At 42.5% G+C, this 25,119-nt stretch carries 25 protein-coding genes and 1 other annotated feature; all 25 genes read left to right on the top strand.

Annotated elements, in window-relative coordinates:
• Positions 1 to 77: 77 nt before the first annotated feature.
• The 25 genes from NYR53_RS10600 to NYR53_RS10725 all read left to right on the top strand — a co-directional run bounded on the left by NYR53_RS10600 (position 78) and on the right by NYR53_RS10725 (position 25,099).
• A complete protein-coding gene (locus NYR53_RS10600) occupies positions 78 to 608 on the top strand; it encodes a GrpB family protein (protein ID WP_261305124.1) in 531 nt (176 codons plus the stop codon).
• 223 nt (positions 609 to 831) lie between these two features.
• The gene (locus NYR53_RS10605) at positions 832 to 1,539 is read left to right on the top strand and encodes an RDD family protein (RefSeq protein ID WP_261305125.1); all 708 of its coding nucleotides are present in this window, start codon (positions 832 to 834) and stop codon (positions 1,537 to 1,539) included.
• A 778-nt stretch (positions 1,540 to 2,317) separates the two neighbouring features.
• Complete coding sequence (locus tag NYR53_RS10610; RefSeq protein ID WP_261305126.1) at positions 2,318 to 3,538, top strand: branched-chain amino acid ABC transporter substrate-binding protein; 1,221 nt, start codon at positions 2,318 to 2,320, stop codon at positions 3,536 to 3,538.
• Positions 3,539 to 3,633: 95 nt separating this feature from the next.
• Positions 3,634 to 4,620, top strand: a complete 987-nt coding sequence (locus NYR53_RS10615) for a branched-chain amino acid ABC transporter permease (protein ID WP_261305127.1) — start codon at positions 3,634 to 3,636, stop codon at positions 4,618 to 4,620.
• A 19-nt stretch (positions 4,621 to 4,639) separates the two neighbouring features.
• Positions 4,640 to 5,917, top strand: a complete 1,278-nt coding sequence (locus tag NYR53_RS10620) for a branched-chain amino acid ABC transporter permease (RefSeq protein WP_414858780.1) — start codon at positions 4,640 to 4,642, stop codon at positions 5,915 to 5,917.
• Positions 5,914 to 6,699, top strand: coding sequence for an ABC transporter ATP-binding protein (locus NYR53_RS10625; protein WP_060647834.1), 786 nt, complete (start codon positions 5,914 to 5,916; stop codon positions 6,697 to 6,699). Before NYR53_RS10620 ends, NYR53_RS10625 begins: the two co-directional genes overlap by 4 nt.
• A complete protein-coding gene (locus NYR53_RS10630) occupies positions 6,696 to 7,403 on the top strand; it encodes an ABC transporter ATP-binding protein (RefSeq protein ID WP_261305128.1) in 708 nt (235 codons plus the stop codon). The genes NYR53_RS10625 and NYR53_RS10630 overlap by 4 nt, the downstream gene beginning before the upstream one ends.
• Entirely contained in the window at positions 7,400 to 8,350 is a 951-nt protein-coding gene (locus NYR53_RS10635) for a DMT family transporter (protein WP_261305129.1), read from the top strand. The genes NYR53_RS10630 and NYR53_RS10635 overlap by 4 nt, the downstream gene beginning before the upstream one ends.
• 361 nt (positions 8,351 to 8,711) lie before the next feature.
• Complete coding sequence (locus NYR53_RS10640) at positions 8,712 to 9,209, top strand: hypothetical protein (protein ID WP_261305130.1); 498 nt, start codon at positions 8,712 to 8,714, stop codon at positions 9,207 to 9,209.
• A gap of 177 nt (positions 9,210 to 9,386) precedes the next feature.
• Positions 9,387 to 9,646, top strand: a binding site (T-box leader).
• Between the two features lie 106 nt (positions 9,647 to 9,752).
• Complete coding sequence (locus NYR53_RS10645) at positions 9,753 to 10,217, top strand: DUF5662 family protein (protein ID WP_261305131.1); 465 nt, start codon at positions 9,753 to 9,755, stop codon at positions 10,215 to 10,217.
• A 44-nt stretch (positions 10,218 to 10,261) separates the two neighbouring features.
• Positions 10,262 to 10,891, top strand: coding sequence for a hypothetical protein (locus NYR53_RS10650; RefSeq protein ID WP_261305132.1), 630 nt, complete (start codon positions 10,262 to 10,264; stop codon positions 10,889 to 10,891).
• Positions 10,892 to 11,037: 146 nt separating this feature from the next.
• A complete protein-coding gene (locus NYR53_RS10655; RefSeq protein WP_261305133.1) occupies positions 11,038 to 11,601 on the top strand; it encodes a suppressor of fused domain protein in 564 nt (187 codons plus the stop codon).
• Between the two features lie 233 nt (positions 11,602 to 11,834).
• Entirely contained in the window at positions 11,835 to 12,002 is a 168-nt protein-coding gene (locus NYR53_RS10660) for a hypothetical protein (protein ID WP_261305134.1), read from the top strand.
• Positions 12,003 to 12,022: 20 nt separating this feature from the next.
• Entirely contained in the window at positions 12,023 to 12,238 is a 216-nt protein-coding gene (locus tag NYR53_RS10665) for a hypothetical protein (protein ID WP_261305135.1), read from the top strand.
• 28 nt (positions 12,239 to 12,266) lie between these two features.
• On the top strand, positions 12,267 to 13,325 hold the full coding sequence (locus NYR53_RS10670) for an LLM class flavin-dependent oxidoreductase (protein ID WP_261305136.1): 1,059 nt from the start codon (positions 12,267 to 12,269) through the stop codon (positions 13,323 to 13,325).
• Positions 13,326 to 13,350: 25 nt separating this feature from the next.
• Positions 13,351 to 13,518 (top strand): hypothetical protein, encoded by a 168-nt coding sequence (locus NYR53_RS10675; protein ID WP_261305137.1) that lies wholly within the window; start codon positions 13,351 to 13,353, stop codon positions 13,516 to 13,518.
• Positions 13,490 to 13,972, top strand: a complete 483-nt coding sequence (locus tag NYR53_RS10680) for a thioredoxin family protein (RefSeq protein WP_261305138.1) — start codon at positions 13,490 to 13,492, stop codon at positions 13,970 to 13,972. Before NYR53_RS10675 ends, NYR53_RS10680 begins: the two co-directional genes overlap by 29 nt.
• An 84-nt stretch (positions 13,973 to 14,056) precedes the next feature.
• The gene (locus NYR53_RS10685) at positions 14,057 to 15,256 is read left to right on the top strand and encodes an MFS transporter (protein WP_261305139.1); all 1,200 of its coding nucleotides are present in this window, start codon (positions 14,057 to 14,059) and stop codon (positions 15,254 to 15,256) included.
• Between the two features lie 364 nt (positions 15,257 to 15,620).
• On the top strand, positions 15,621 to 16,511 hold the full coding sequence (locus tag NYR53_RS10690; protein ID WP_261305140.1) for a LysR family transcriptional regulator: 891 nt from the start codon (positions 15,621 to 15,623) through the stop codon (positions 16,509 to 16,511).
• A 134-nt stretch (positions 16,512 to 16,645) separates the two neighbouring features.
• The gene (locus NYR53_RS10695; RefSeq protein WP_261305141.1) at positions 16,646 to 17,980 is read left to right on the top strand and encodes an LLM class flavin-dependent oxidoreductase; all 1,335 of its coding nucleotides are present in this window, start codon (positions 16,646 to 16,648) and stop codon (positions 17,978 to 17,980) included.
• Between the two features lie 32 nt (positions 17,981 to 18,012).
• Entirely contained in the window at positions 18,013 to 19,665 is a 1,653-nt protein-coding gene (locus NYR53_RS10700; RefSeq protein ID WP_261305142.1) for an ABC transporter substrate-binding protein, read from the top strand.
• Positions 19,666 to 19,686: 21 nt separating this feature from the next.
• Positions 19,687 to 20,613 (top strand): ABC transporter permease, encoded by a 927-nt coding sequence (locus NYR53_RS10705; RefSeq protein WP_261305143.1) that lies wholly within the window; start codon positions 19,687 to 19,689, stop codon positions 20,611 to 20,613.
• Between the two features lie 39 nt (positions 20,614 to 20,652).
• Positions 20,653 to 21,546: an ABC transporter permease gene (locus NYR53_RS10710; RefSeq protein WP_261305144.1), complete on the top strand. Its 894-nt coding sequence runs from the start codon at positions 20,653 to 20,655 to the stop codon at positions 21,544 to 21,546.
• A 17-nt stretch (positions 21,547 to 21,563) separates the two neighbouring features.
• Positions 21,564 to 23,588 carry a dipeptide ABC transporter ATP-binding protein gene (locus tag NYR53_RS34340; RefSeq protein WP_290428993.1) on the top strand — a complete coding sequence of 675 codons (2,025 nt, stop codon included), beginning with the start codon at positions 21,564 to 21,566 and terminating at the stop codon, positions 23,586 to 23,588.
• A 35-nt stretch (positions 23,589 to 23,623) separates the two neighbouring features.
• The gene (locus NYR53_RS10725; RefSeq protein WP_437180143.1) at positions 23,624 to 25,099 is read left to right on the top strand and encodes a protein adenylyltransferase SelO; all 1,476 of its coding nucleotides are present in this window, start codon (positions 23,624 to 23,626) and stop codon (positions 25,097 to 25,099) included.
• Positions 25,100 to 25,119 lie beyond the last annotated feature (20 nt).

The raw sequence follows: 25,119 nt of genomic DNA on the forward strand, positions 1-25,119 counted from the left end.
TCGGGCAGTTATGTTCAATCACAAGGAAATGAAAAAGTGTTAAAATAAATTAAATAATCATTTTTCTGGAGGCGTGTATGGAGAATAGCATAATTATTGAGGAGTATAGCTCGGATTGGTTTTTTCAATCTCAAAAAGAAGCTATGAAAATAAGAGAAGTATTAAGTAATAGAATCCTTGGAATTGAACACATTGGTAGTACATCAGTAGAAGGATTAGGTGCAAAACCGATTATTGATTTTATGGTTGGAGTAAGTGATTTAAACAAGGTAGATGAATTCATTGGACCATTACATAAAATTAACTATGAGCACGTTTTTCACAAGGAACTTCCCAATAGAAGGTTTTTTAGAAAAGGTGAAAGAGGTGCTGGTACACATCATCTTCATATGTATAAATTCGGTGGTGAAGATTGGAATAATAATATTTTGTTTAGAGATTATTTAAAAACTCATCTAGATGTATTAATACAATACTGTAATTTGAAGAAGAAGCTTGCTGAAGAATATCCTAATGATAGAGCGGCATATACGAAAGCTAAACATCCCTTTATAACACAAATAATTGAAAAGGCTAAAATTGATATATGTAAAGGAAAATCACATTAGGTTGAACTAACTGAGAACGATAGTTCAATCAATAAAGCATGAAGGTAGCCGGACTGTGATCGGCTGCCTTTTTGAACTATCGGGACGGATAATTCAACAAGAACCCCTAATGAAAAGTATTTATTTACCTCTGGCTATAAAAGAAAAATAATGTTTCACTATATCATGATTTATGTCATTCGGTGCATGAATAATGAGGATAGAGGAACGAGGACGATAAAATTTGATTGAATGGTTCTATAAACATGAAAAGGATAAATACGGTCCTTTTACTGCCGAGGAAATTAGGGATCTAATCAGTGCAGGGCAAATTAAGAGAGGTACGCTTCTAAGGAAACACAAGTTCGGAGAATGGTTAGCAGCCGAAATATATACTCAATTTGATTGGAATGAAGAAAAAACGCATGTTAGACCATGGCTCCGTTTATGGGCTAGATATTTGGATACTTTGTTGTGTGTATGTTTAATTCAAGTATTAGATAGTTTGTCCATGCCATTTGTTACTCAAGTTATGGATTGGATCATGTATGGGCCATTGTTAGTGTCGGGGACAGAGGAATACGTAATGGCAATGATTATTTTGCTGGGCTGGATACCTCTCGAATCTCTGCTTCTGTCCAAAGTGGGAACAACCCCAGGCAAATTTATATTCGGGGTAAAGGTAAGAAATCCAGATGGATCTAAGCTTTCTTTACGACAAGCTTGCAAAAGAAGCTTTCTTGTTTGGTGGCGTGGGGAGGCCGCTGGCGTTCCAATAATTTATTTAATTACGTATGCGTGTGGCTATCAAACATTGAAGAAAAAACTGCGACAGACTACATGGGATCGGGAAATGAAGGTTGTTGTATCTCATCGGACTACTTCATTTTGGCTTGAAGCTCTAAATTTTCTTATAGTAGCTGGACTTGTGTACTACTACTTTTTCGGGTAATAGCGAGTAGGATAGTTAAGGGGGCTGAGAATGAAGCTTATTAAAGTGCCAATGATGTCAACACTCATTGTTTAAGGCTTTTCTTTGGTCGGTACTTTGGGTTCAAACAATATATTTTCTTGACCTCCAACAGGAATTATGTGTGACAAGAACATATATCGTTTGCCGAATGATGACAAGAACTTGTATTGTTATACGTAACTGAAAACCCTTCTCAACACCAGGTTAAATTAGAATGAAACGTAAGTTGTTAAGGGGCAACGATTAAGCTAAAGGGCAGGATAATGGGAATATTTGGAGAAGTATGCCACTTGAAGACAACCGCCTAGGAGAATCGGAAGAAAGTCTTGAAGTTTTGATGTAAAAGGCATTCACTCAAATGGGTGAATGCCTTTTTGTATATTGAATAGATCAAAGACTCAATAAGGTAATTCAGCTATTCTAGCTAATAGCTTGTCAATATTTAATTATTAATGGCGGATTCGTGAGGTGGTATATTAATTTTGGAATAGTAAGGTTGAATTTGTCGATAAATGAAAAATATATAACTTTATATGTTGTGAAATATAACATGTAATGCATTAATTCTTGGAATGTGTCTAATTTATGTTAGGTATATTGACATAAAATTCCGATTTCATTATTATAATTATGTAAGGTTCATGTTATTAAAAATTCCGATTGAGTAGTTTTTGTATGAATTTCGTCTCTTAACCGAAGTTCTGAATGCTGCGATATCGGTATTTTTGCGTATCAAACTATCTGAGGAGGTTGTTTCATGATTTTGAAGAAAACGGCTCTTATGATCTCAGTATCAGCGCTTGCCATGGGTTTGTTGGTAGGGTGCGGAACAAGCACAAGTACAAGCACAAGTTCAACTGCAGAAACGACTAAACCTAGCAGCGCAGTCACCAAGAGCGTCATCAAAATTGCGACCCAGTCCCCTTTGTCAGGAGGCAGCGCCGTTCAAGGGGAAGCTATTAAGCTAGGTGCTCAAATGTCTTTGGATGACCATAAAGCGGAATTTGACAAGCTGGGTTTTGAACTGCAGCTGGTCCCTTATGACGATCAAGCAGATCCAAAGAAAGGCGTTGCCAATGCCGAGATCATCAGTGCTGATCAATCGATTCTCGGTATCGTCGGACATATGAACTCAGGCGTAGCTATCCCCTCCTCAGTCGTTTACGAGAAGAACAATATTGTCATGGTTTCGCCGTCCAATACAGCAACGGAGGTAACCGACCGTAATCTGAAGGTCGTGAACCGAATCGTTGCAAGAGATGATTTCCAAGGTCCTGCGGCGGCTGATTATGCGTTTAAAACAGTGAAAGCCAAAAATATTTTCGTCATTCAAGATAAAACTGCCTACGGTCAAGGCTTGGCAGAAGCGTTTAAAGACGCAGCAACGAAGCAAGGGGCAACCATTGTCGGTTATGAGGGGATTACCATAGGAGAGAAGGATTTCAACGGAGTTCTTAACATTGCGCTTAGCAAGAAACCGGACTTTGTATTCTTCGGAGGATTATATGCCGAAGGTGGTCTGCTTATCAAACAAGCACGCGACAAAGGAATTACGGCTCCTTTCATGGGTGCTGACGGATGGGATACTCAAGGCCTGGTTGATGTAGCCGGTGATAAAGTAAAAGACGCCTTGTACGCTTCCATCTCAACCGATATTACCAAAACGGCAGATGGCATGAAATGGGCCGATCAATACAAAGCCAAATTCGGCAAAGCTCCAGACGGTTACTCAGCATACGCATATGACTGTATGACTATCATTCTTAACGGCATTAAAACTGCGAGCAGCGCAGACGGTGGAAAAGTGCCTGTCCGCGAAAAAGTTCGTGATGCGGTGCGCGCCACCAAAGACTTCCAAGGTGTTGCCACGAAGGTTTCCTTTGATGGCAAAGGCGACAATACATACGCTAAAGTATTTATCTACAAATTTGAAGGTCCGAAATATCCGGGTACCATGATTTCTGAAGTAGGGAAGTAAACCTAATTTCAACATCATTCAACTTAAAGTAAAGAGGTATGTGCTTTATTGATATACCTCTTTACGGTTTATCCACCTGCGAAAGGAGAAGTTTCATGATCCTAAACATCCTGCACTCACTCCCCCAAGTATTGATCGACGGGCTTGCTTTAGGAGCTATTTATGCGGTCGTTGCCTTAGGATATACCATGGTATATGGTATTCTTGAATTGATCAATTTTGCACATGGCGAGATTTTTATGACTGGGGCATTCGTCGGGACAGGGGTATTGTTCCTTTTTCAATCTACAGGGTGGCTTAGTGGTATGCCGGGATGGGTTGCATACGTTCTAATCCTCGCTATCGCCATGCTGTTTACGGGATTGTTAGGGGTGGGAATTGAACGAATTGCTTATAAGCCTCTCCGAAAAGCGCCCAAGCTGATTTCACTTATCTCCGCGATTGGTGTTTCCTTCGTGGTTCAAGATCTCGTTCGCTTTATAACCGAATTGAGAACAGGAAACTACATCATAAGCGGTATTACGTTATTCGATAAAAATTTGACCATCGGCACTTCTTCTCTTGGATCATGGCTCGGAGACGTTTCTTTGAAAACCAATACGATCATCATCATCGTAGTGGCAGTTTTGTTGATGATCAGCCTTGATTTTTTTATCAATCGTACCAAATGGGGAGTGGCCATGCGGGCGGTAGCGCAAGACCGTGAAACGGCTTCGTTGATGTCAATTAACGTGAATAAAATCATTATTCTGACCTTTTTCATCGGATCAGCTTTAGGCGGTGCTACAGGGGTTTTATTTGCGCAGCAGTACGGTAATATCGATCCATTTATCGGCTATATATTAGGGTTGAAAGCGTTCACGGCCGCAGTGCTTGGAGGTATAGGAAACATTCGGGGTGCAATGTTTGGTGGACTGGTCATTGGGATATTAGAGATGTTCGCTTCTTCTAATCTTGGCTTACTGACGAATGGCAGCTTCGGTTCGGAGTATAAAGATGTGTTTGCCTTTATGATTCTAATCATCGTATTGATATTCAAACCCGAAGGTCTGTTTGGCAAAGCCGTCAAAGAGAAAGTGTAGGTGACCCATCATGGATAAAATGAAACAGGCATTAGCGCAAAACTCGAAAATGCAAGCTCTGATACTTGTCCTTCTTGTCTCGGTTACAGCACTAAGTGTATATATGACGGCTAAATCGGTAATCGCCTTTTTATTATTGCTGGCATCTTTGCTGTTGCTTTACTACACTTCATTCACAAGTAAAGTCAAATGGTTCATCGGCGGTATCCTATTAATTCTCATTATTCCGTTTGCTTCATCAGGAGGTCCCGCCTACGAATCTTATATGGAAGTTGCAACGCAGAGCGGGATTTATATCGCAATGGCGCTCGGGCTGAATATCGTGGTCGGCTTTGCTGGGCTTCTGGATCTGGGTTTTGTCGCTTTTTTCGCGATTGGAGCTTATACATATGGTATCTTCTCTACGGCACAGGCGAATCACTTCATTCCAGGTGATTTGTTTCCTCTTTCGGGCTCTGCGTTTTGGCTGTTTATTTTTGTAGGCGGCTTTATGGCTGCACTGTTCGGAGTCATTCTCGGCCTGCCCGTCCTTAGGGTGAAAGGAGATTATCTCGCTATCGTGACATTGGGCTTCGGGGAAATGATCCGCATCATCTTCAACAACCTGGAGAAGCCTGTTAACATTACGAACGGCGCAAAGGGCATATCATCGATCAAGCCTCCAAATCTGTTCGGATTTGAATTTACGCATCCTCATCAATTTTATTTCATTGTGATAGCGATCTTGGCTTTTGTGATTTTAGGAGTAAAGAGATTTGAACATTCTCGAATGGGTCGTTCCTGGAAGGCAGTTCGAGAGAATGAAATTGCCGCACAATCCATGGGGGTTCCATTAATTCGCACGAAGTTGACAGCGTTCGCTGTGGGAGCTTCCTTCTCCGGGATGATGGGAGTCGTCTTCGCAGCCAAACAAACGTTTATTGATCCTTCCAGCTTTACATTGCTTGAGTCCATAACGATTTTGGTCATGGTTGTTTTAGGAGGAATGGGGAGTGTTCCTGGCGTTATACTTGGAGCTGCACTTATTACGATTCTCAACCTGCAGGTGCTTACGGAATTTACCAATTGGTTAAATCAATTAACACTGCAAGGCGTAGTCCACATTCCATCTGCCTTATCTCCATCCAAGATGCAGAGGTTTATTTTTGGAGCCATTCTCATCCTCTTTGCCGTCTTTAGGCCAAACGGATTGATTTCGGTGAAAAATCGCAGAGTGAACGAAAAGCTGATTCAGGAACGAATTTCATCAGCTTCCGTGCAGAAAGTAAATCCTCAAAGCGGAGGGATCGCCCAATGACCGTTTTGCGTGTTAATAATTTGTTCAAACGATTTGGCGGATTGGTTGCCGTTAACGGAGTTCAATTTGAGTTTCAAAAAGGTGAAATTTCTGCTGTTATCGGTCCGAACGGTGCCGGAAAAACGACGTTTTTCAATATGATCACCGGCATTTATGCGCCTGATGAGGGTGAAATCGAATTGGAAGGCAAATCAATTGTGAAGATTAAGCCTGATCGAATTACTGAAAAGGGCATAGCCCGGACCTTTCAAAATATTAGACTGTTTGGGAATATGACTGTTCTTGAAAATGTGATGGTCGGCATGCATATTCATTTAAAAGGAGGAATATTAAGCACTTTACTCGGACTTACTAAAATTCGACTTGAGGAACAAAATGCGATGGATGAAGCATACCGACTATTGCAATATGTTGGTCTCGAGCCTCATCTCAATGAAAATGCAAACAGCCTTTCTTACGGAGCGCAAAGGCGGCTTGAAATCGCGAGAGCGCTAGCGGTTAAACCAAAAGTACTGCTGCTGGATGAACCCGCCGCAGGAATGAATCCGCGTGAAACAAAAGAACTAACCGAGCTTATTCGAAGCATTCAACAGGAGCTGGACGTATCGATAATATTGATTGAGCACGATATGAAACTCGTTATGGAGATTTCTGATCACATTCTAGTTCTGGATCACGGTGAAAAGATAGCTGAAGGATCCCCATATGAGATTCGTTCGAATTCGCGTGTGATCGAAGCCTATTTAGGTAAAAATGCCCTAGGTCAAGAGGTGAAATCATGAGCTTACTGCAGCTTCAAGAGGTCCATGCTTACTATGGAGGTATTCAAGCATTAAGGGGAATTTCACTGCATGTAAATGAAGGGGAAATTGTCACGTTAATCGGTTGCAACGGAGCGGGAAAATCCACAACACTTAAATCCATTTGCGGTCAGGTAAAAACGGAAGGCTCCATTTTATTTGATAGGCGTAATATTTCGGCTTGGCCGCCTCATCAAACGGCGATGGAAGGCATTGCTCATGTCCCGGAGGGCCGGCGTATATTCCCAAAGCTAACTGTTAAGGAGAATCTGGAGATGGGCGCATTTTCAGTTAAAGATAAAAAAGTGATAAAAGAGCGTATGGAACAGTCATTCGATTACTTTCCACGTTTGAGAGAACGCTTGCACCAAGCGGGTGGCACCATGAGCGGCGGCGAACAACAAATGCTTGCCATAGCCCGTGCACTCATGATGAAACCTAAGCTATTGCTGCTCGATGAACCATCGATGGGATTGGCCCCCGTCATCGTGGATCAAATCTTTGAAATCATTCAGGAGATGAACCGAATAGGGATGACGATTCTGCTCGTAGAACAAAACGCATACCAAGCGCTGCAAATCGCCCATCGCGGTTATGTCATACAGACCGGTGAAATTATTCTGGAGGATGACGCAAAAACATTGCTTGTCAACGATCAAGTAAAAGAAGCATATCTAGCAGGATGAAACCATTTCTTCCGATGCTTTACGGCATAATGGCATCATTTTTTTTCTCCTTCTCTTTCATCATGAACCGGTCCATGGAGCTGTCCGGCGGATACTGGGTATGGAGCGCTTCGCTTCGTTATCTGTTCATGTTTCCTATCCTATTGTTGATTGTCTGGATTAGGGGAAATCTCCGGGCCTTGCTTTTTGATATGAGAAAGCAGTTAGGGGTATGGATGGGCTGGAGCATGGTCGGATTCGGATTATTTTATGTGCCGCTGTGTTTTTCCGCTGCCTACGGTCCTGGGTGGTTGATTGCGGCTACCTGGCAGGTAACCATTATTGCGGGTTCATTAATTGCTCCATTATTCAGCAAGGTAATAGTAACAAAGGGTGGGCCTATTAGGATAAAGGAAAAAACCCCGTTAAGAGGTCTGTTGATTTCTCTCATCATCTTATTTGGGGTAATTGTTATACAGACGGATCATGACGGCCACCTCTCCATAAAAGACGCGCTTTTAGGCGTGGTGCCTGTTCTTCTAGCAGCTTTTGCTTATCCGCTTGGCAATCGTAAGATGATGGAGATTTGCGGAGAACGGCTGGATACCTACCAGCGTGTTCTTGGCATGACACTGGCCAGCCTTCCATTATGGATATTGCTTTCTCTCTGTGCTTTGGTTCATGCTGGCGTACCGAGCGCAGGGCAAATCGGCCAATCTGCTCTAGTAGCCGTTTGTTCGGGAGTCGTTGCAACAGTTCTTTTTTTCAAAGCGACAGAAATGGTAAAAAGATCCGCACATCAACTGGCTGCTGTAGAAGCGACTCAAGCCGGAGAAATCATTTTTACAGTCATTGGCGAATTAGTGATACTCGATGCGGCATTTCCTTCTAGTCTGTCTTGGACAGGTATTATTTGTGTCGTAACCGGGATGATCGTTCATAGTTTAATGTCTAAGGAAGGTAAATAGATTCAAATGAAATGGAGAACGATTCTCCATTTTTTGTGAATTAACGAAAGTATTAGTTTTCGGGATAGAAAAGAGTTCAGTTGTTCGAAAGCATTAAAAAACAAGTGATCACTCTGGGGTAAACATAATTACTTGTGATAAAAAAGATTTAAGTATTTCGGGTTAGCTGACTAAATTTAACGCAGAACTTTAGTGGAGGAGCTGCTATGTGTGTATAGCAGCTCTTTTTTTGTTTGTTGAAGTAACGGAGGAGAGTTGAATAAATTATAGCAACTACTTCCCTTAAATTACGTCTATTTTGATGACTGAATTTTATTTGAACAATCTAATTGCAAGAACAGTTTAAAGGAAAAGGGTCAGCGTGATTACAATGATATTGAGAAAGTACCTCTTTATTATAATTGCCGTACTACTATTAGCCATAGGATTATTACTATACAAAGTTGAAACTATTGTGCCATCTACAATGAAATTTGCTGATTTTGGAGGTGCAAATACTTTTTACTTTTATGAAAGTGATATTTATTACAAGAACCAAGCACTCTTACAGAGATACTTTGAACTAAATAAGGATAAAAATGTTGAAATAATTTCCATTAAAGAAGCAGATTCAGCTAATAAGACAATTAGATTTGCCTATAATTCTGATAAGGGTAGAGACTTATTTGTTGATGATAAAGGAAGGATATTTTTTGTTGTATCCAAGCCAGAAATACGAAACAAATCAAGACTTCATTGGCTTTGGTGGAAGTTAGATGTATTTGATAATTACAATTATATTTATTATTGCACTGACCCAGACAGTGGTATTGAGCAATTAGTAAATCTAATCAAAAATGATATAGGAACAAACAGGTAACATTAGGTGACTTTTTTGTTGCAGTTACCTCTTTTAATTTTCTAACGGGAAACGATAGCGGAATACAGACCACATCGAGGCAGCTGGAAATCAACCGGCTGCCTTTTCTACGCTAATGAGCAGGATAATTTCAAGGCTTTTGCATTTACAAACATAGCATTTCACTGGTAATATTAAACAAATGCGATGATGTGAAGAGTAAACAAGGCGTACTTTTACAGAGAGCTCCGGTTGCTGAAAAGGAGTAAAGGATACCTTGTTGAACCAAGTCACTGAGCATCACATCGGAACCTGAATTTGCTCAGGAGGTGGTGTGACAGGAGCTCCTGTTACAGAGCTAGAGTATAATCATGGAGTGTCATGCCGTACTTGAAAAGGCTAATCTGATGACGGATTAGTGAACCTGGGGTGGCACCACGACGAATCTCGTCCCCAAGACATCGTTCTTGGAGGTGGGATTCTTTTTGTTTTCTCTGAACAATTTAAAAATATGATTTCTTTCAAGCTGAATGAAATTTATTCTGGAGAGGAGAAATATATACGATGATGAAAGCTTATTGGAGTTATTTCTTATATATCATGAATCACAAAATCAACGTTTTGATTGAATGTTGGAAGGAAGGCTTGTACATTCAGGGAGTTATTCATGATTTTTCGAAATTTTCACCGGCTGAGTTTTTTCCCTATGCAAAGAAATTTTATTCCGGAAAACCTTTGGATTTGGATGAGGAACTGAATTGGAAATATGCTTGGCTTCGTCACCAGCGAAAGAATAAGCACCATTGGGAATATTGGGTTATTAACCCCAACACAAAAGAGGCATTGCCCATGCCAAAGAAGTATGTAATTGAAATGGTATGTGACTGGCGTTCCTTTTCAAGGAAATGGGGAAAAAAAGTAAAAGAGTCTACTCTTAACCTTACAGATAGCATAGTAGTCCATCCGGATACAAAAAGAGAGCTTGAGCTTATAACATCCCCTCAACGAACTAATAGACCGTTGAATTAACGGACACTTTAGTTCAATAACATTTGATAAAAGGAGGCACTTGAATGCCACCATATTTTTCAGTTGAAGTGGGTTACTCTTATAAATCGTTAAACAAGAATTTTATTGATCGAATCTGTTCACTCATCTTTTCTAAATTCCCATTCAAGTATGGTTACTGGAATAGTGAAAGTAATTCTTTGCTCGAAATAATTGACTGGAATCAACTATTACTTGAGAAGAAGTTTATTCTTGGTTACGACGAGCACGTTAGTAATAATTACAAACAATTATTATTAACAAGTGAACTATATACTCATATGAGAATGTTTTGGGGCTACAGAAACGACAAAATTAGTTTATCTATAATAATACCGGAGTATGAGATCCTAGTTGATGAAGGTGAGTGGCAATTTAGGAAGGGGCAAATCAAGCCAATTATTGATTTATGTCAAGATCTCTGGGAGCAAAGCCCGGTTGAAATAATTCAATCTTGCTTAGAGATGGATGGAAGCCCAATTAGTATTGGGAAGGTTCAAAATGGTGAATTACCTTCTATTAATCCAATAGCCATAATAAATAAAGATTTATCGAAAACAATCAAAAATTTGAATAACTTTAAGCTTAATACAGAATTAAAAGAGATCAAAAATAATGGAATTATGATAATAGCTAATGAACTAATACATTTGTAGTTTGAATTTATGAAACAATGGCTCCAACCTGGGTTGCCGTGGATAAGCAGTCATTATAGAGCTAATTAGGTGCAATTCTCGTACTTTAATGATTACTCTAACGGATAACTATAGCGTGGTAATGAAATACCCAATAAGGAGCTAAAATGAAAAACGTTGAACTTTTTCTGGATCACATTGAAGAGGTTTTTGGTGACAATTATCAAATAAAGAGAATCGAAACAAAAGATGGCGGTACTCCTGTGCATTTATTCATATATCGGGATTTACCTGAAACTGGTTTGATGACTTTTATTACCTATGGACTCTCAGAAGTTGACCATTATGAATGGATAAATGGAAAACCTGAATTAATTCTAACTGTGGAAACCAGTGATCTTTCCTGGGGTTATGCAATAGCCGGCTTAGTCGCTGAACGAAGAGGAGTAAAGAGATTTTCATACGGGGATCTATTTACTTCAGATGAGCCGATAAGTGGTGATTCAGAAATGACTGGTTTCTTTGTGTTTTCTCCTTCCGGACTTGATAAGGAATCACAGAAAATAGTTACAGAAGGCAAACCGATTTTCTTAGCAGGAATGTATCCAATCTATCGAGAAGAAGTTCAACTATATAACCAAATTGGTCTTAAGGAATTCTGGTTCACGGAAGGTTTTGAATTATACAACCCAAGGAGAAAAAATTTAGCGTCGAATATTCAAACAAACTAGGAATGAATCGTACAATAAGTAGCAGGATTGAACTAACGGAAACGATAGCTCAAACAACTAGGGAGCAGATCGCCGATGAGGCACCTGCTCCTTTGACAATCATGTGAAACTATGTTAATTTAAAACTTATAAAACACATTGAATTAATTGGAATTAACAAGCTGACTGGTCATCCGGAAGCATGGATCATTGAATCCATGCTATTTTTATTTTCAAAAAGGAGTGGATATGAAATGGGCGTATTATTGGATTCTTTAAAACTTGCAAGGTTAAATAAAGTGGATCGTTGGGTTGATTTTAAAAAGCTGTTGGACGAATCGTATACGAAACGTGAGAATCAAGGATTTCGACTCGACAATTCAGGGAATTCTGCCTATAGCTCCAATCAAGACGGTCAATAATTATAAGGAGGAAAAAACCTATGATCCAAACCAATATCCTATTCAATCAAGAAACGGTGAGCGTGAATTTAATCGGTACTGATCATAAACACATACCTTCTTTGCTTCATGCATTAAAGACCAATAAACTAACGTTAGGGAACATTCATACACCCCTTATGCAAGTTGATTTATATAGCTCAGAAGCCATTCTCTATTCAGAAAAAGGGGATAAATACAGGGTGCCATTATTTTGAGCCAGCTCTAGAGAGGGGATTGAATACCTTGAAATTTGCTTTATTTAGCCTAATGATGAATATACCGAATGCTGTAAGCGGGGAAACGTTGACAACCCATCAGAAGTTTGAGAACGTGCTCAAACAGGCCGTCCTTGCCGAAGAACTCGGTTTTGATGCCTATGGTGTGGGGGAACGGCATGGCGCACCGTTTATCTCATCTTCGCCACCGGTAGTTTTGACCGCAATTGCTGCGAGAACCTCTCGCATTCGCTTGCTTACAACGGTTACCGTCCTAAGCGTACTCGATCCTGTGCGGGTTGCTGAGGACTATGCTACACTCGATCATCTCTCAGGAGGGAGAATTGAATTGATCATTGGTAAAGGTAACGACCCCAGGCACTACCCTCTATTCGGAATTACAGAAGAAGAACAGTGGGAATCTCTTGCGGAACGTTATGCACTCCTGAAGCGTTTGTGGAATGAAGAGAATGTAACCTGGCAGGGGCGCTACAGATCGCCATTGGACAATGTGACTATACAGCCAAGACCCTTTCAGCATGCTATCCCCGTATGGCATGGCAGTGCATCAAGTACATTGTCAACGGAGTTGGCTGCGAAATATGGTGAACCGATTTTCTCCTCGAATACGTTCCATCCACAAGCTAAATACAAAGCGTTAATCGATCATTATCGTGAGCGATTAGCATTTTATGGCCATGATCCGCAACATGCCGTTGTAGGCTCAGGATTTGGAAGCTTGTATTTGGCTAACACCACGGAAGAAGCGATTGGGCGCTTTCGTCCCTATTACAATGCGTTCCATGCAACGGCGGCCTCTCAGGTCAACAATTCGCCTTTCAAAGATCTGGAGGACAATGTGAAGAATGGGCCAGTCCTGATTGGCAGTCCAGATCAAGTGATCGAGAAGATCCTGAATTATTATGAAGCCTACGGGCATCAAGTGGTCAGTATCAGTGTAGATGGCTTGACCGAAACTGAGCAGCGCGAACAGATGGAGCGATTTGCCACCGAGGTTGCACCTGTTTTGCGACGAGAGATTCCAAGTACAGTATGGAACCATTCACCGGTGGGATTAACGGTATGAAAACCATTTCTGGAGGGATGTCACAATGAGCATTCAGAAAGCAGAAGGGATTTCGAAGGAAAGAAGAGCGAAAGCCTTTCAAGATGCCGTAACGTACGAGCAATTTGTCAGCAACGCAAAGTTAAATGTGGAGAGACTGCATGAGAATTTCGAGCGTTATATATTTGACCGAACAGGAAATAGCTTATTTTGACGGGCTTACCGAACGCGTGGATGTTCTAGTACTTGCGCATGACTGGTGTGGGGATGTGGTAGCGAATTTACCGCTACTTGGCAAAATCGAACAAGTGACGGGTAAATTGAAACTGCATATTTTACCACGAGACCCAGACAATCAAGATATTGCTGCCGCTTACCTGCACGCAGATGGGCGCAATCATATTCCAACCTATGTGTTTTTTAACGGAGCGGGCGAGGAATTAGGGTTTTTCTCTGAACGTCCGGACCAAATTACGTATTTAAACCGCGATTGGATCGATGAGTTTTGGGAATCCCATCCCGAATGGGAAGGCGAAGGAAAAGCACTTGCCGAGGTCGATGAAGACGTGAGGAAAGCGTTATTTGATTATTTAAAGGAACAGCGCCCTCAAGCGCGTGAGTTGGAAAAGACGGCCATCATCCAAATCATCCGCTCCATACTAGGCTAGTGAGTTGATCTTAGCTACCTAATCTCCTTACAGCATCCGCTGTGAGGTTCTTTTCATGCTTGGATGTTACAAAAGGAGTGACAAATGGAACGCTATTGGAAACGCAATCTGCATATTTTATGGCTGGGTTTATTTATTAGCCATATCGCATATACCCTATCTGTACCGTTTTTTCCAATTTTCTTGAAAAATGATCTGGGTATTCAGAATAGGCTTGAAATGTGGTCAGGTATTTCCATTTCCATTAGCTTTCTAATTAGTGGGTTGTGTGCGCCATTTTGGGGGTCGCTAGCCGATAAATTTGGGAAGAAACCTATGTTAATTCGTTCAGGTATTGGCTTAGCTTTGGCTCATTTCGCCAATTATTTTGTTTATGATCTATTCACTTTCATTCTTGTGCGGATTTTTCAAGGACTTATGGCAGGCTTTGGTCCTGCTTCCATCGCTTTGGTTGGCACGAATACACCGGTGAAGCACGTCGGATACGCGCTGGGTGTGATTTCAACATCAACGGCAGCCGGAGGAATTATTGGTCCGCTTGTCGGAGGTGTACTGAGTCATTGGATGGGACTGCGAGTGTGCTTCGTTGCCTCGGGCCTTATTACGTTAATTTCTGCTCTTATCGTACTTGTAGGCGTGAAAGAAGTTCATAAGCGACTAGATGAAGCTCGTATAAGTGTCTTCAAGGATCTTAAACATGCGGCTCGTAACACCAAACTGATGGGGATATTTGGGCTAACTTTACTAGTTTCTACTTCAGTTATGATTATGGAGCCGCTGCTGACACTTTATGTCGTGCAAATCGGCGGAAGTGTAGATAAAGCGACTCTGAGCTCGGGAATTGTTTTCTCAGCTGTGGGTGTAGCCACGGTCATTATGGGTCCTCGGTGGGGGATCATCGGCGGGCGAATCGGTTATGAGAAGGTATTGTTCATTGGGTTGATAGGCGGTGGTATTGGCAATCTGCTGCAGCTCGGCGTTCATCATCTTATTGGCTTTGGCATTCTTCGTTTCAGTTATGGTTTGTTTTTTGCTGCTGTTTTTCCGGCTCTAAATGCGCTTATCGTCAAATATACAGAAGCGGATTTCCGCGGAAGAGCTGTGAGCTTAAACCAATCGTCAAGTCAATTCGGTATTGTCGTTGGCCCCTTACTAGGTGGGTTCATGGGGGGCTGGCTTGGCATTCAATTCGTATTCCTCCTGACAGGAGTAACTCTGCTTGGAGCTGCATGGAAGAGGAAGGTGGGCTATGCTAAGCATACGGACCAGAAGTTGCTCGGATGAAGGTCATTTTCATCAAAGAAAACTTGAAAATTTATGATGTCGACCGTTGACAAAAGGATGTTTGAGTCACTATAATTTAAATACAAGTAAATTAATCGGAATTATCGGAATCAACCAGATAACTGGAGATACTTCATCCTAATTGGGATGATTGTGTCTCCTTTTTTCATTATAACTTAGAGGAGGAGTTCTTATGAAAATAGATTGGACATTCACGTTAGATCAACCTTGGACTCTTGATCGCGTTTTGAATTTTGTGACCATGGCTAATCAATATACGAGTCAGATTTATTTGGATGTTTTACATACAATGTACTCTCGAAGTTCTTAATGATGTGTATGTTGGAGAGGAAGTAATGGGCAAATGAATATTGAAAATATCGAAGCTTTCGTCTATGTCATTCATTATAACAGTTTCAACAAGGCAGCGGATGCTTTGTTCTTGTCACAGCCTTCCGTTACAGCCCGAATTCAATCGTTGGAACGTGATTTGAACACCTTACTATTCGAGAGAGAAGGTAGAAATTTCACATTGACAGATAAAGGAAAGCAGTTTCTTCCCTTTGCGGGGCAAATACTCCAAAGCTATAAGAAGGGGAAGCAACAGCTTCAACATGTCAATAAGGATTACAATGAGCTCAGAGTCGGTTGTACCGTATCTGTTTCCAATTATATAATCCCCGAAATTCTTCCGTGGATTAAAAACAAATATGCTCATCTTCAAATCAAATTAACAACGGCTCCAACAGAGGTCATTCTGGAAATGCTTCTGAATAAAGAAATCGATATCGGTTTTGTCCGAAATGTAACTCATCCACATGTAGACATATTGGGTTTCTACGAGGATCCTATTCGCCTTTTCGTCCATCCTAGCCATCCTTTTGTGAAAAAGAAACCTTTGACTATTCAAGATGTAAGTCGCGAATCACTAGTCTTTTTTGAGTGCGGATCACTGGATTGGGTGAAGATCCATCGACTTTTTGCAACGTTGGATCATCCTCCACAAATCGAATACCACATTGATAATTTGGAAACAGCCAAGAAGCTTGTGGCCAAAGGCCTGGGGATTTCCTTTCTACCGGAACTGTGTGTTCGTCAAGAAGTGAAAGAGGGACGTCTTGTACCTATTGATATTCAGGCATTGGGAGGTCTCTCTTTACGTACCATTCTTATTACATTGAAAGAATCCCTCGATTTTTCCGACTTGTTTCTGGATGCGTTGCAAGAATTCGATTGGAAAAAAACGGCTAGATAGAACAATTCTATTCATTAATAGAACATCTTTATCTACGATTGACCGACTTTTAAGCCGGTGATACAGTAAGTACAAAGTTTAATACCAATTAAATCAATAGGAATTATTGTTAATTGAATGAAGGAGGAATTACGATGCCGAAACAAAAACAACTAAAACTTGGGGCTATCATTCATGGAGTTGGTGGCAATATGTCGTCTTGGAAACATCCAGATGCGATTGTGGATGCCAGTGTGAATTTCAAGTACTACAAAGAGCAAGCACAGAAAGCAGAAGCTGGTAAATTCGACTTACTATTTATCGCAGATGGACTATTCATCAATGAGAAGTCGATTCCCCATTTCTTGAATCGGTTTGAGCCGATTACGATCTTATCCGCACTGGCTTCCGTAACTTCCAAGATCGGTCTGGTAGGTACGCTATCTACGTCTTACAGTGAACCGTTCACGGTGTCGAGACAATTCTCTTCACTCGATCATATCAGTGATGGCAGAGCAGGTTGGAATGTGGTTACTTCCCCGCTGGAGGGCTCGGCGCTGAACTACAATAAGAAGCTGGAGGAACATCCGGATCATCCTAAGCGCTATCGAATTGCATCTGAATATCTACAGGTGTCCAAAGGATTATGGGATTCATGGGAAGATGATGCTTTCACGAGAGATAAAGTATCGGGGGTATTCTTCGATCCGGATAAACTCCACCGATTAGATCATAAGGGTGAATTTTTCTCCGTGCAGGGACCACTTAATATTGGTAGATCGAAGCAAGGCAGACCGGTGATTTTCCAAGCGGGATCATCGGAGGATGGGAAAAATTTAGCCGCCAAGGAGGCTGATGCGATCTTTACAGGTCAACCGACGGTGGAGGATGCGAAACGCTTTTATGAAGATGTGAAAAGTAGAGCCACTAATTTTGGTAGAAATCCCGATGAGATAGTCGTCATGCCTGGAATTGGACCAATCATTGGCGTTACAGAAGAAGAAGCGGAGCGTAAATACCAGGAAGTAGCCAACTTGGTGACGATTGGGGAAGCACTAGCGTATCTGGGACGTTTCTTCGAACACCATGATTTTACACAATATGACCTGGATGCCCCTTTCCCAGAGTTAGGTGAGTTGGGTAAAAACAGCTTCCAAAGCACGACGGATCGCATTAAACAAAATGCGCAGGAACAAGGGCTAACCCTTCGTCAAGTTGCCCTGCAATCCGCAACACCAAGACCTTTATTTATAGGTACCCCAACACAAGTTGCAGATCGCATACAAGAATGGTACGAGAGCGGCGCAGCAGACGGATTTATAGTTGGATCAGGCGTTCCGAATGGTTTGAGCGATTTTGTAGATCTGGTCATTCCTATTCTACAGGAACGTGGGATTTATCGAACTGAATATGAGTCGGATACGCTTAGAGGGAATTTGGGGCTTCCTTTTCCAACAAATCGCTATGTGAAAGAGACTGTAAGTAACTAATTGAATGGACTAATCAAGGGGGAGCGTTAGATATGAATAGATCAAAGAAATGGATCAAGTTTAGTGCGTTATCGTTAGCCATTGTCCTCGTGTTAACAGGCTGTGGTTCAACAAACGATGGCAGTTCGGATGCCTCGCAATCAGCAACGCCGAAGCAAGAGGGCAAACAAACGGCGGTAGTTGGCGGAGAGCTTACTTATGCGCTGGCAACTTCCCCTGACTCCCTAGATCCGCATCGCAGCGGGCTTGCCGTAGCAGTGAGGGTGCTTCGAACCATCTATGATAGTTTGGTTGTTCAATTACCTGATGGTTCGATTAAACCGTGGCTAGCCACCGAATGGACGGTTTCTCCTGATGGTCTTAGTTACACGTTCAAATTACGTAAAGACGTAAAGTTCCAAGATGGGACGCCATTTAATGCAGAAGCTGTGAAATACAATTATGATCGCATTCTCGATCCGGCAACGAAAGCAGCCAATTCAGTAGCTTTACTTAAACCCTATAAATCTGCGGAAGTCGTTGATGAGTTCACGATAAAAATCAATCTCGAGACACCATCTAGAGCATTTCTAGGTAACCTAAGTCAAGCGTTACTTGGGATTGTTTCACCAACAGCGGCCAAGAAATATGGGGATCAATTTGGTAAAAATCCGGTTGGTTCAGGTCCATTCTCATTTGTGAAATGGGAAGAGAATGCTTCCATTCAAGTTAAACGTAGTCCTGATTATAACTGGGCGCCGGAAATTGTGGAGAATAAAGGGAAGTCTTATTTGGACCAAATTACATTTAGTATTGTTCCTGAAGAAGCGACTCGAATCGGAAGTGTTCAAAGTAAGCAAGTTCTTGCTGGTGAGACGATTCCCCCGCAAAATATTGTTTCGTTGAAGTCAGATTCCAGTATCCAAGTTCACCAAGTGAATACCAATGGATTGCCCTATACGTTATTTATTAATCAACGAAAAGCGCCTTGGGGTGAGGTGAAGGCCAGACAAGCGCTTCAATCAGCGATTGATGTGGATGCGATTGTCAAAACACTTTATTTAGGGACTTATCCACGTGCCTGGTCACCCTTATCACCTGGTGTTTTCGGTTATGATGCCTCATTAGAAAATGGGATTAAACCTGATCTTGCTAAAGCGAACAAATTATTGGACGAACTCGGTTGGCTCAAAGGCGCAGATGGCATTCGTGTAAAAGAAGACAAGAAGCTTACTTTGCATTATGTAGATGGATCACCTAACCGTGAGAAACGAAATGATATTGCCGTCATTATTCAGCAGCAATTGAAGCAAGTGGGGATTGTTGTTGAAGTCGAAATTACGAAGGATACAGCCAATGTTATTTTTACTAAAGGTGACTATGATATCTATGGGAACAGCCAGGTGAACTCGGATCCCAATGCGCTCTACGCCTTCTATCACACAAGCGATCCGAAAGCTAGACCAAGTCTTCCAGGCCTTGCAGATCCACAAGTGGATAAGTGGCTGGAACAAGGGGCTATCGAGCCTGATGATAAGAAACGTGCGGAACTGTACAAACAAGTACAGAAATCCATTATCGATAATGCAGTCATCATTCCTATTTATGTGTTCCCTTATACAGTTGCGGCATCGAAGACTGTTAAAGGTTTAAAATTTGATTCGCTCGGATACCCGATCTTTAATGATACGTTTATTCAAAAATAACGCTACAGGGAGCTAATCGATATGAACAGGATATTAACGGAACGGCTTGTAGTTTCATTGCTGGTCATTCTTGGTTCCTTAATCCTTGTCTTTTGTATTTTGTATGTGCTACCGGGAGATCCTGTGCTTTCTATGGTGGATCCTTCCTCCACGACACCAGAGGCGATTGCAAATTTAAGACAACAGCTCGGACTGAATGAACCCTTCTATGTCCAATTTGGGCACTATTTTATGGCTATGATCCAAGGAGATTTCGGTAAATCATTACTAAACAGTGAACCTGTGTTGCCCAAAATTCTTAAGCATCTCCCAGCAACCTTGGCACTCACTTTAGCTAGTACGCTCATATCTACGATCATTGGTGTAGGGCTTGGTGTTCTTTCGGCCGTACATCGCAATCGATGGATCGATGTGTTAGCTCGAATAGTCGGGTTGTTCGGTATATCAATGCCGACGTTCTGGTCCGGAATTCTGTTAATTCTCATTTTTTCCGTATCTTTAGGCTGGTTCCCAGCAATGGGGTCAAAGGGGCTCATTACACTTGTCCTTCCTTCACTTACACTTGGATTTGTGGGAGCTGGATTTATCGTTCGGATGGTACGTAACTCGATGTTGGAAGTCATCAATGAGCATTTCATCGTGACACTACGCGCGAAAGGACTATCTGAACGATTAGTAATGTACCGACATGCGCTTCGCAACGCTTTAATTCCCGCGGTCACCATCATTGGCATTCATATCGGAGATTTGATGGCGGGTACCGTTGTGATCGAAACCGTCTTCTCGAGACAAGGGATTGGCCGAATTCTCGCAGACGCCATCATGTCCAAAGACTTGCCTGTTGTTCAAGGTGTGGTATTTTTCTCAGCCATCATTTACGTCATCGTAAATTTGCTAGTCGATATTTCTTATGTATTCATAGATCCACGGGTTCGTCGAACACAATAATTCGGATATGAAAGCATATTGGAGAGGAGAAGGGTGACTATGAAAGATGTTCTTTCTACAAGAACTATTTGGCTGAGACATAAGTGGCATCTTCGAATCACAAAGATACCCAGATCATTTAATGCTTCAGAAATTCTGGTTTATCTAGCAGCGATCGTGGCCTTGTTTATTATCGGATGTGCGCTTTTTCCGCAATGGATTGCTCCGTACACCCCTACAGCGATGCTCGCTGATCAAATCATGCATGCGCCAAGCAAAGCTCATTTGTTTGGAACGGACTATTTTGGCAGAGATGTATTCAGTCTTGTCGTATATGGCAGTCGTGATTCCCTGATTATTGGTTTCTCCTCTGTACTCGCAGGAGGCATCATTGGAGGAAGTATCGGTGCGCTATCTGGATACATCGGCGGCGTGATTGACACGATCTTCATGAGGATTATCGATGTGTTGATGACGATTCCTGGCATTCTATTAGCTCTAGCCATAGCTGCTGCTCTTGGCCCTCATTTATTTAATCTGATCTTTGCTGTTGCAGCAGCGTCCATTCCGCAATATGCCAGGGTCATGCGAGGTCAGATTCTGAGCATAAAGAATCGCTCTTTCATTACCGCCTCTCGGTCTATAGGCGCGTCTAAATTCCGTATATTTTTTCGCCATGTTCTAACGAATGCTTGGTCGCCACTCTTGGTCATGTCCACGATCGGTTTAGGTGCATCCATTCTGGTCGGTGCTGGGCTAAGTTTCCTTGGCTTGGGCGTACTCAAAGAGATTCCCGATTGGGGATCGCTCCTCTCACAAGGACGAGGTTACCTTACAATGGCTTGGTGGATATGTACATTTCCAGGCCTCGCGATCACGTTATTCGTCATATCCGTTAATTTAATCGGTGATAAACTACGTGACTCCTTAGATCCAAAGCAGAGAAGGGCATAGCTAGGAGGTGGCGCAAGTTGAAGCAACTGCTTGAGATTGACAACTTAAGTGTACAATTCACAACAAATAAGGGGTCGTTCACGGCCATTCAAGACATTTCTTTGAAAATTGGCGTAGGCGAAACCATTTGTCTTGTCGGAGAATCCGGCAGTGGTAAATCGGTTACTTCGAAATCAGTCATGCGTTTAATCGATTATGAAAATGGTCGCATATCCGGTGGTCAAATCATACTCGATGGCGATGATTTAACAACGTTGTCACAGAATGATCTTCGGGCATTACGTGGGAAAAAAATGGCGATGGTATTCCAAGAGCCCATGGCTGCTTTCGATCCCGTATTTACCATTGGTAATCAAATTACCGAAGTGATGATCCAGCATAAACAGGGAAATCGGGAACAAGCCTGGGAGCGAGCTGTGTATTTATTAAAGCGTGTTGGCATTCCAGAGCCAGAAATCCGAATGAACCAATATCCTGGTGAGCTTTCAGGTGGGATGCTACAGCGAGCGATGATTGCTATGGCTCTTACATGCAGTCCACAGCTGCTTATTGCGGATGAACCAACAACTGCGCTTGATGTAACGATTCAAGCGCAGATTCTTCACCTGCTGCAGGAGCTTAAAGAAGAATTCAACATGTCCATACTTCTCATCACCCATGATTTGGGGATTGCTGCAGAGATGGCAGACAAAATCATCGTGATGTACGCTGGACAAATCGTTGAACAAGCAAGCGTGGGGCAATTGTTCGCTAGACCACATCATCCGTATACGAGAGGGTTACTTCGATCCATTACGACGATGGATAGCAATCGGTCATCCCGATTGTTCTCTATTGAAGGGACGATTCCCCATCTATCGGATCTGCCATCAGGATGCCGATTTCATCCAAGGTGTCCTTATGCGACCGAACGCTGTGTGAAAGATAGTCCTCCCTTACGCTTCGTGAATGAACGTCTTACTGCATGTTGGTACTCGGAAGAATTAGTTGAGCGTGCAGATTGGCAGCAACATGCAGCGGTTGTAGATACAAAGATAGATTACCGATCTTCCGATGTCGTTGGCGATCAGGCTTTAACTAGAGAGACACTCTTTGAGGTGAAAGGGTTAAGTAAATTTTACCCCATAGGGAAAGGAACATTTAGTCGTTCGAAATCCTATATTCGCGCGGTTGAAGATGTTTCTTTTTCGATTAAGAAGGGCGAGACCTTTGGTTTAGTCGGTGAATCGGGGAGCGGCAAGTCTACCTTAGGCCGGGTGTTGCTGCAGCTGGAGAAGGCAACAGTGGGAGAGGTTCTGTTCGAAGGGAAAGATTTATCTAAACTTTCGAACAAAGGACTGCAGGACGTACGCCGAGATATGCAGGTCATTTTCCAAGATCCGTACGGTTCTGTGAACCCGCGTTGGAAGGTTGGCGATATTATTGGCGAACCTTTTGATATCCATGAATCGTTAAGTAAGTCAGAGAAACGGACCAAGGTAGAAGACTTATTGGAGTTAGTAGGGCTGAATCGTTCCGTGTATGATCGGTTCCCTCATGAGTTTTCGGGCGGGCAACGACAGCGCATTGGTATTGCTAGAGCCATCGCGCTCAATCCTAAGTTTATCCTTGCTGATGAGGCCGTATCTGCGTTGGATGTATCCGTACAGGCTCAAATCGTCAATTTAATGCAGGATCTGCAGAAAAAACTGGGATTAACCTACTTATTTATCGCCCATGGCTTAAACATTGTGCGCCATCTATCCGACCGTATTGGTGTTATGTACTTGGGGAAACTGGTTGAAATAGCACCTAGTGAGGAGCTGTTTCTCCATCCTTCCCATCCCTACACGAAGGGCTTGCTTTCTTCTATACCATCTACGGATCCCTCGCAAAAAAGAGCGTGGATCGAGATCGAAGGGGAAATCCCTTCTCCTGCGAATCCACCGTCTGGCTGCAGATTCCACACGCGCTGCCCAGCGGCAACCGCAAAGTGTAAAGAAGAGCAGCCTGCCTTATTGCCAATCAGGGAAGGGCACTGGACGGCCTGCCATTACCCTTAAATCGTAGTAGTAAAGCTGCATGAGGAGGAGACATGATGTCAGAGAAACAAGCAAAGAACGATGCGGGATGGAAATTCGACAACAGCTATTCGCGGTTGCCGAATTTCTTTTATACCAAGATCAATCCAACTCCTGTGAGCTCTCCGAAGTTAATTATATTGAATGCTCCATTGGCATCATCATTGGGTTTGGATGAAGGAGCATTGCGAAGTAGTGATAGCTTAGCTATATTTGCGGGGAACCAGATACCTGATGGAGGACTCTCCATTGCGCAAGCCTATGCGGGTCATCAATTTGGGCAGTTTAATAGGCTAGGAGATGGGCGAGCTCATCTCCTTGGCGAACAGTTGACTCCCCAAGGTGAGCGAGTTGATATTCAGCTGAAGGGATCAGGTAAAACACCATACTCCCGCTATTTGGATGGTCGAGCGGGACTTGGACCGATGCTGCGTGAGTATATCATAAGTGAAGCTATGTTTGCTTTAGGAATTCCAACTACCCGAAGTTTAGCGGTTGTTTCAACAGGTGAGACTTTCCTTCGCGAAACTGAACAATCTGGTGCAATTCTAACCCGTGTCGCCGCCAGTCATATTCGCTTTGCAACTTTTCAATATGCTTCGGAATTTGGCACGGTGGATGAGCTCCGTGCGCTAGCTGATTACACAGTACTAAGACATTTTCCTGAGGCTACTGGTGCTGAGAACCGCTATCTAGCGCTGCTTCAAGAAGTGATTAAGCGCCAAGCGCAATTAATTGTCAAATGGCAGCTTGTTGGGTTTGTTCACGGAGTGATGAACACGGATAACATAGCGATCAGTGGAGAAACCATTGATTATGGTCCTTGCGCATTCTTGGATGTTTATGAACCAGGGACCGTATTCAGTTCCAGAGACTCGGAAGGCCGCTATGCTTATGGCAAACAGCCGGACATTGCCGCATGGAATCTCACTAGATTTGCTGAAACTCTTCTACCATTGCTGCATGACGATGAGAAGCAGGGGGCCAAGCTTATTGAGGATGCGATTTCAGATTTTTCTGAGCAGTATCACTCTAATTGGCTCTCCGGCATGAGGTCCAAACTGGGGATATGTAATGAAGAATCAGAGGATGATTCACTGATTGAAGGGCTACTCCATCTAATGCAGACGTATCGCGCAGATTATACGAATACTTTTCGCGCTTTAACTTTGGATAGGCCTGAGGATACGATCATGTATGACAAACTGGATTTTAGGCAGTGGTATGAACTATGGCAGGCTAGATTAAGTAGACAGCAGGAAGCCAAAGCTTTCTCACATCAACTAATGAGCAATAATAATCCAGCAATTATCCCGCGTAACCATCGGGTAGAAGAAGCATTGACATCCGCGGTAGTACAAGGAGACTACAGTGTGATGGAGCGGCTGCTTGATGTTCTTTCAAGCCCATACGCATATTCCGCTGAGCAGGTTGAATATGCAACACCTCCTGTGTTGTCGACAAATTGTTACCGTACCTTTTGCGGTACTTGATAAAGCACAAAGATACTTCT

Origin of the sequence: Paenibacillus andongensis, from assembly GCF_025369935.1 — a bacterium.
Taxonomy (GTDB): domain Bacteria; phylum Bacillota; class Bacilli; order Paenibacillales; family NBRC-103111; genus Paenibacillus_E; species Paenibacillus_E andongensis.

Excerpts from the sequence above, each read along its gene's own strand:
- NYR53_RS10600 (WP_261305124.1), top strand. The coding sequence starts at position 78 with ATGGAGAATAGCATAATTATTGAGGAGTATAGCTCGGATTGGTTTTTT.
- NYR53_RS10610 (WP_261305126.1), top strand. The coding sequence starts at position 2,318 with ATGATTTTGAAGAAAACGGCTCTTATGATCTCAGTATCAGCGCTTGCC.
- NYR53_RS10615 (WP_261305127.1), top strand. The coding sequence starts at position 3,634 with ATGATCCTAAACATCCTGCACTCACTCCCCCAAGTATTGATCGACGGG.
- NYR53_RS10620 (WP_414858780.1), top strand. The coding sequence starts at position 4,640 with ATGAAACAGGCATTAGCGCAAAACTCGAAAATGCAAGCTCTGATACTT.
- NYR53_RS10625 (WP_060647834.1), top strand. The coding sequence starts at position 5,914 with ATGACCGTTTTGCGTGTTAATAATTTGTTCAAACGATTTGGCGGATTG.
- NYR53_RS10630 (WP_261305128.1), top strand. The coding sequence starts at position 6,696 with ATGAGCTTACTGCAGCTTCAAGAGGTCCATGCTTACTATGGAGGTATT.
- NYR53_RS10635 (WP_261305129.1), top strand. The coding sequence starts at position 7,400 with ATGAAACCATTTCTTCCGATGCTTTACGGCATAATGGCATCATTTTTT.
- NYR53_RS10645 (WP_261305131.1), top strand. The coding sequence starts at position 9,753 with ATGATGAAAGCTTATTGGAGTTATTTCTTATATATCATGAATCACAAA.
- NYR53_RS10650 (WP_261305132.1), top strand. The coding sequence starts at position 10,262 with ATGCCACCATATTTTTCAGTTGAAGTGGGTTACTCTTATAAATCGTTA.
- NYR53_RS10655 (WP_261305133.1), top strand. The coding sequence starts at position 11,038 with ATGAAAAACGTTGAACTTTTTCTGGATCACATTGAAGAGGTTTTTGGT.
- NYR53_RS10660 (WP_261305134.1), top strand. The coding sequence starts at position 11,835 with ATGGGCGTATTATTGGATTCTTTAAAACTTGCAAGGTTAAATAAAGTG.
- NYR53_RS10665 (WP_261305135.1), top strand. The coding sequence starts at position 12,023 with ATGATCCAAACCAATATCCTATTCAATCAAGAAACGGTGAGCGTGAAT.
- NYR53_RS10675 (WP_261305137.1), top strand. The coding sequence starts at position 13,351 with ATGAGCATTCAGAAAGCAGAAGGGATTTCGAAGGAAAGAAGAGCGAAA.
- NYR53_RS10685 (WP_261305139.1), top strand. The coding sequence starts at position 14,057 with ATGGAACGCTATTGGAAACGCAATCTGCATATTTTATGGCTGGGTTTA.
- NYR53_RS10690 (WP_261305140.1), top strand. The coding sequence starts at position 15,621 with ATGAATATTGAAAATATCGAAGCTTTCGTCTATGTCATTCATTATAAC.
- NYR53_RS10695 (WP_261305141.1), top strand. The coding sequence starts at position 16,646 with ATGCCGAAACAAAAACAACTAAAACTTGGGGCTATCATTCATGGAGTT.
- NYR53_RS10700 (WP_261305142.1), top strand. The coding sequence starts at position 18,013 with ATGAATAGATCAAAGAAATGGATCAAGTTTAGTGCGTTATCGTTAGCC.
- NYR53_RS10705 (WP_261305143.1), top strand. The coding sequence starts at position 19,687 with ATGAACAGGATATTAACGGAACGGCTTGTAGTTTCATTGCTGGTCATT.
- NYR53_RS10710 (WP_261305144.1), top strand. The coding sequence starts at position 20,653 with ATGAAAGATGTTCTTTCTACAAGAACTATTTGGCTGAGACATAAGTGG.
- NYR53_RS10725 (WP_437180143.1), top strand. The coding sequence starts at position 23,624 with ATGTCAGAGAAACAAGCAAAGAACGATGCGGGATGGAAATTCGACAAC.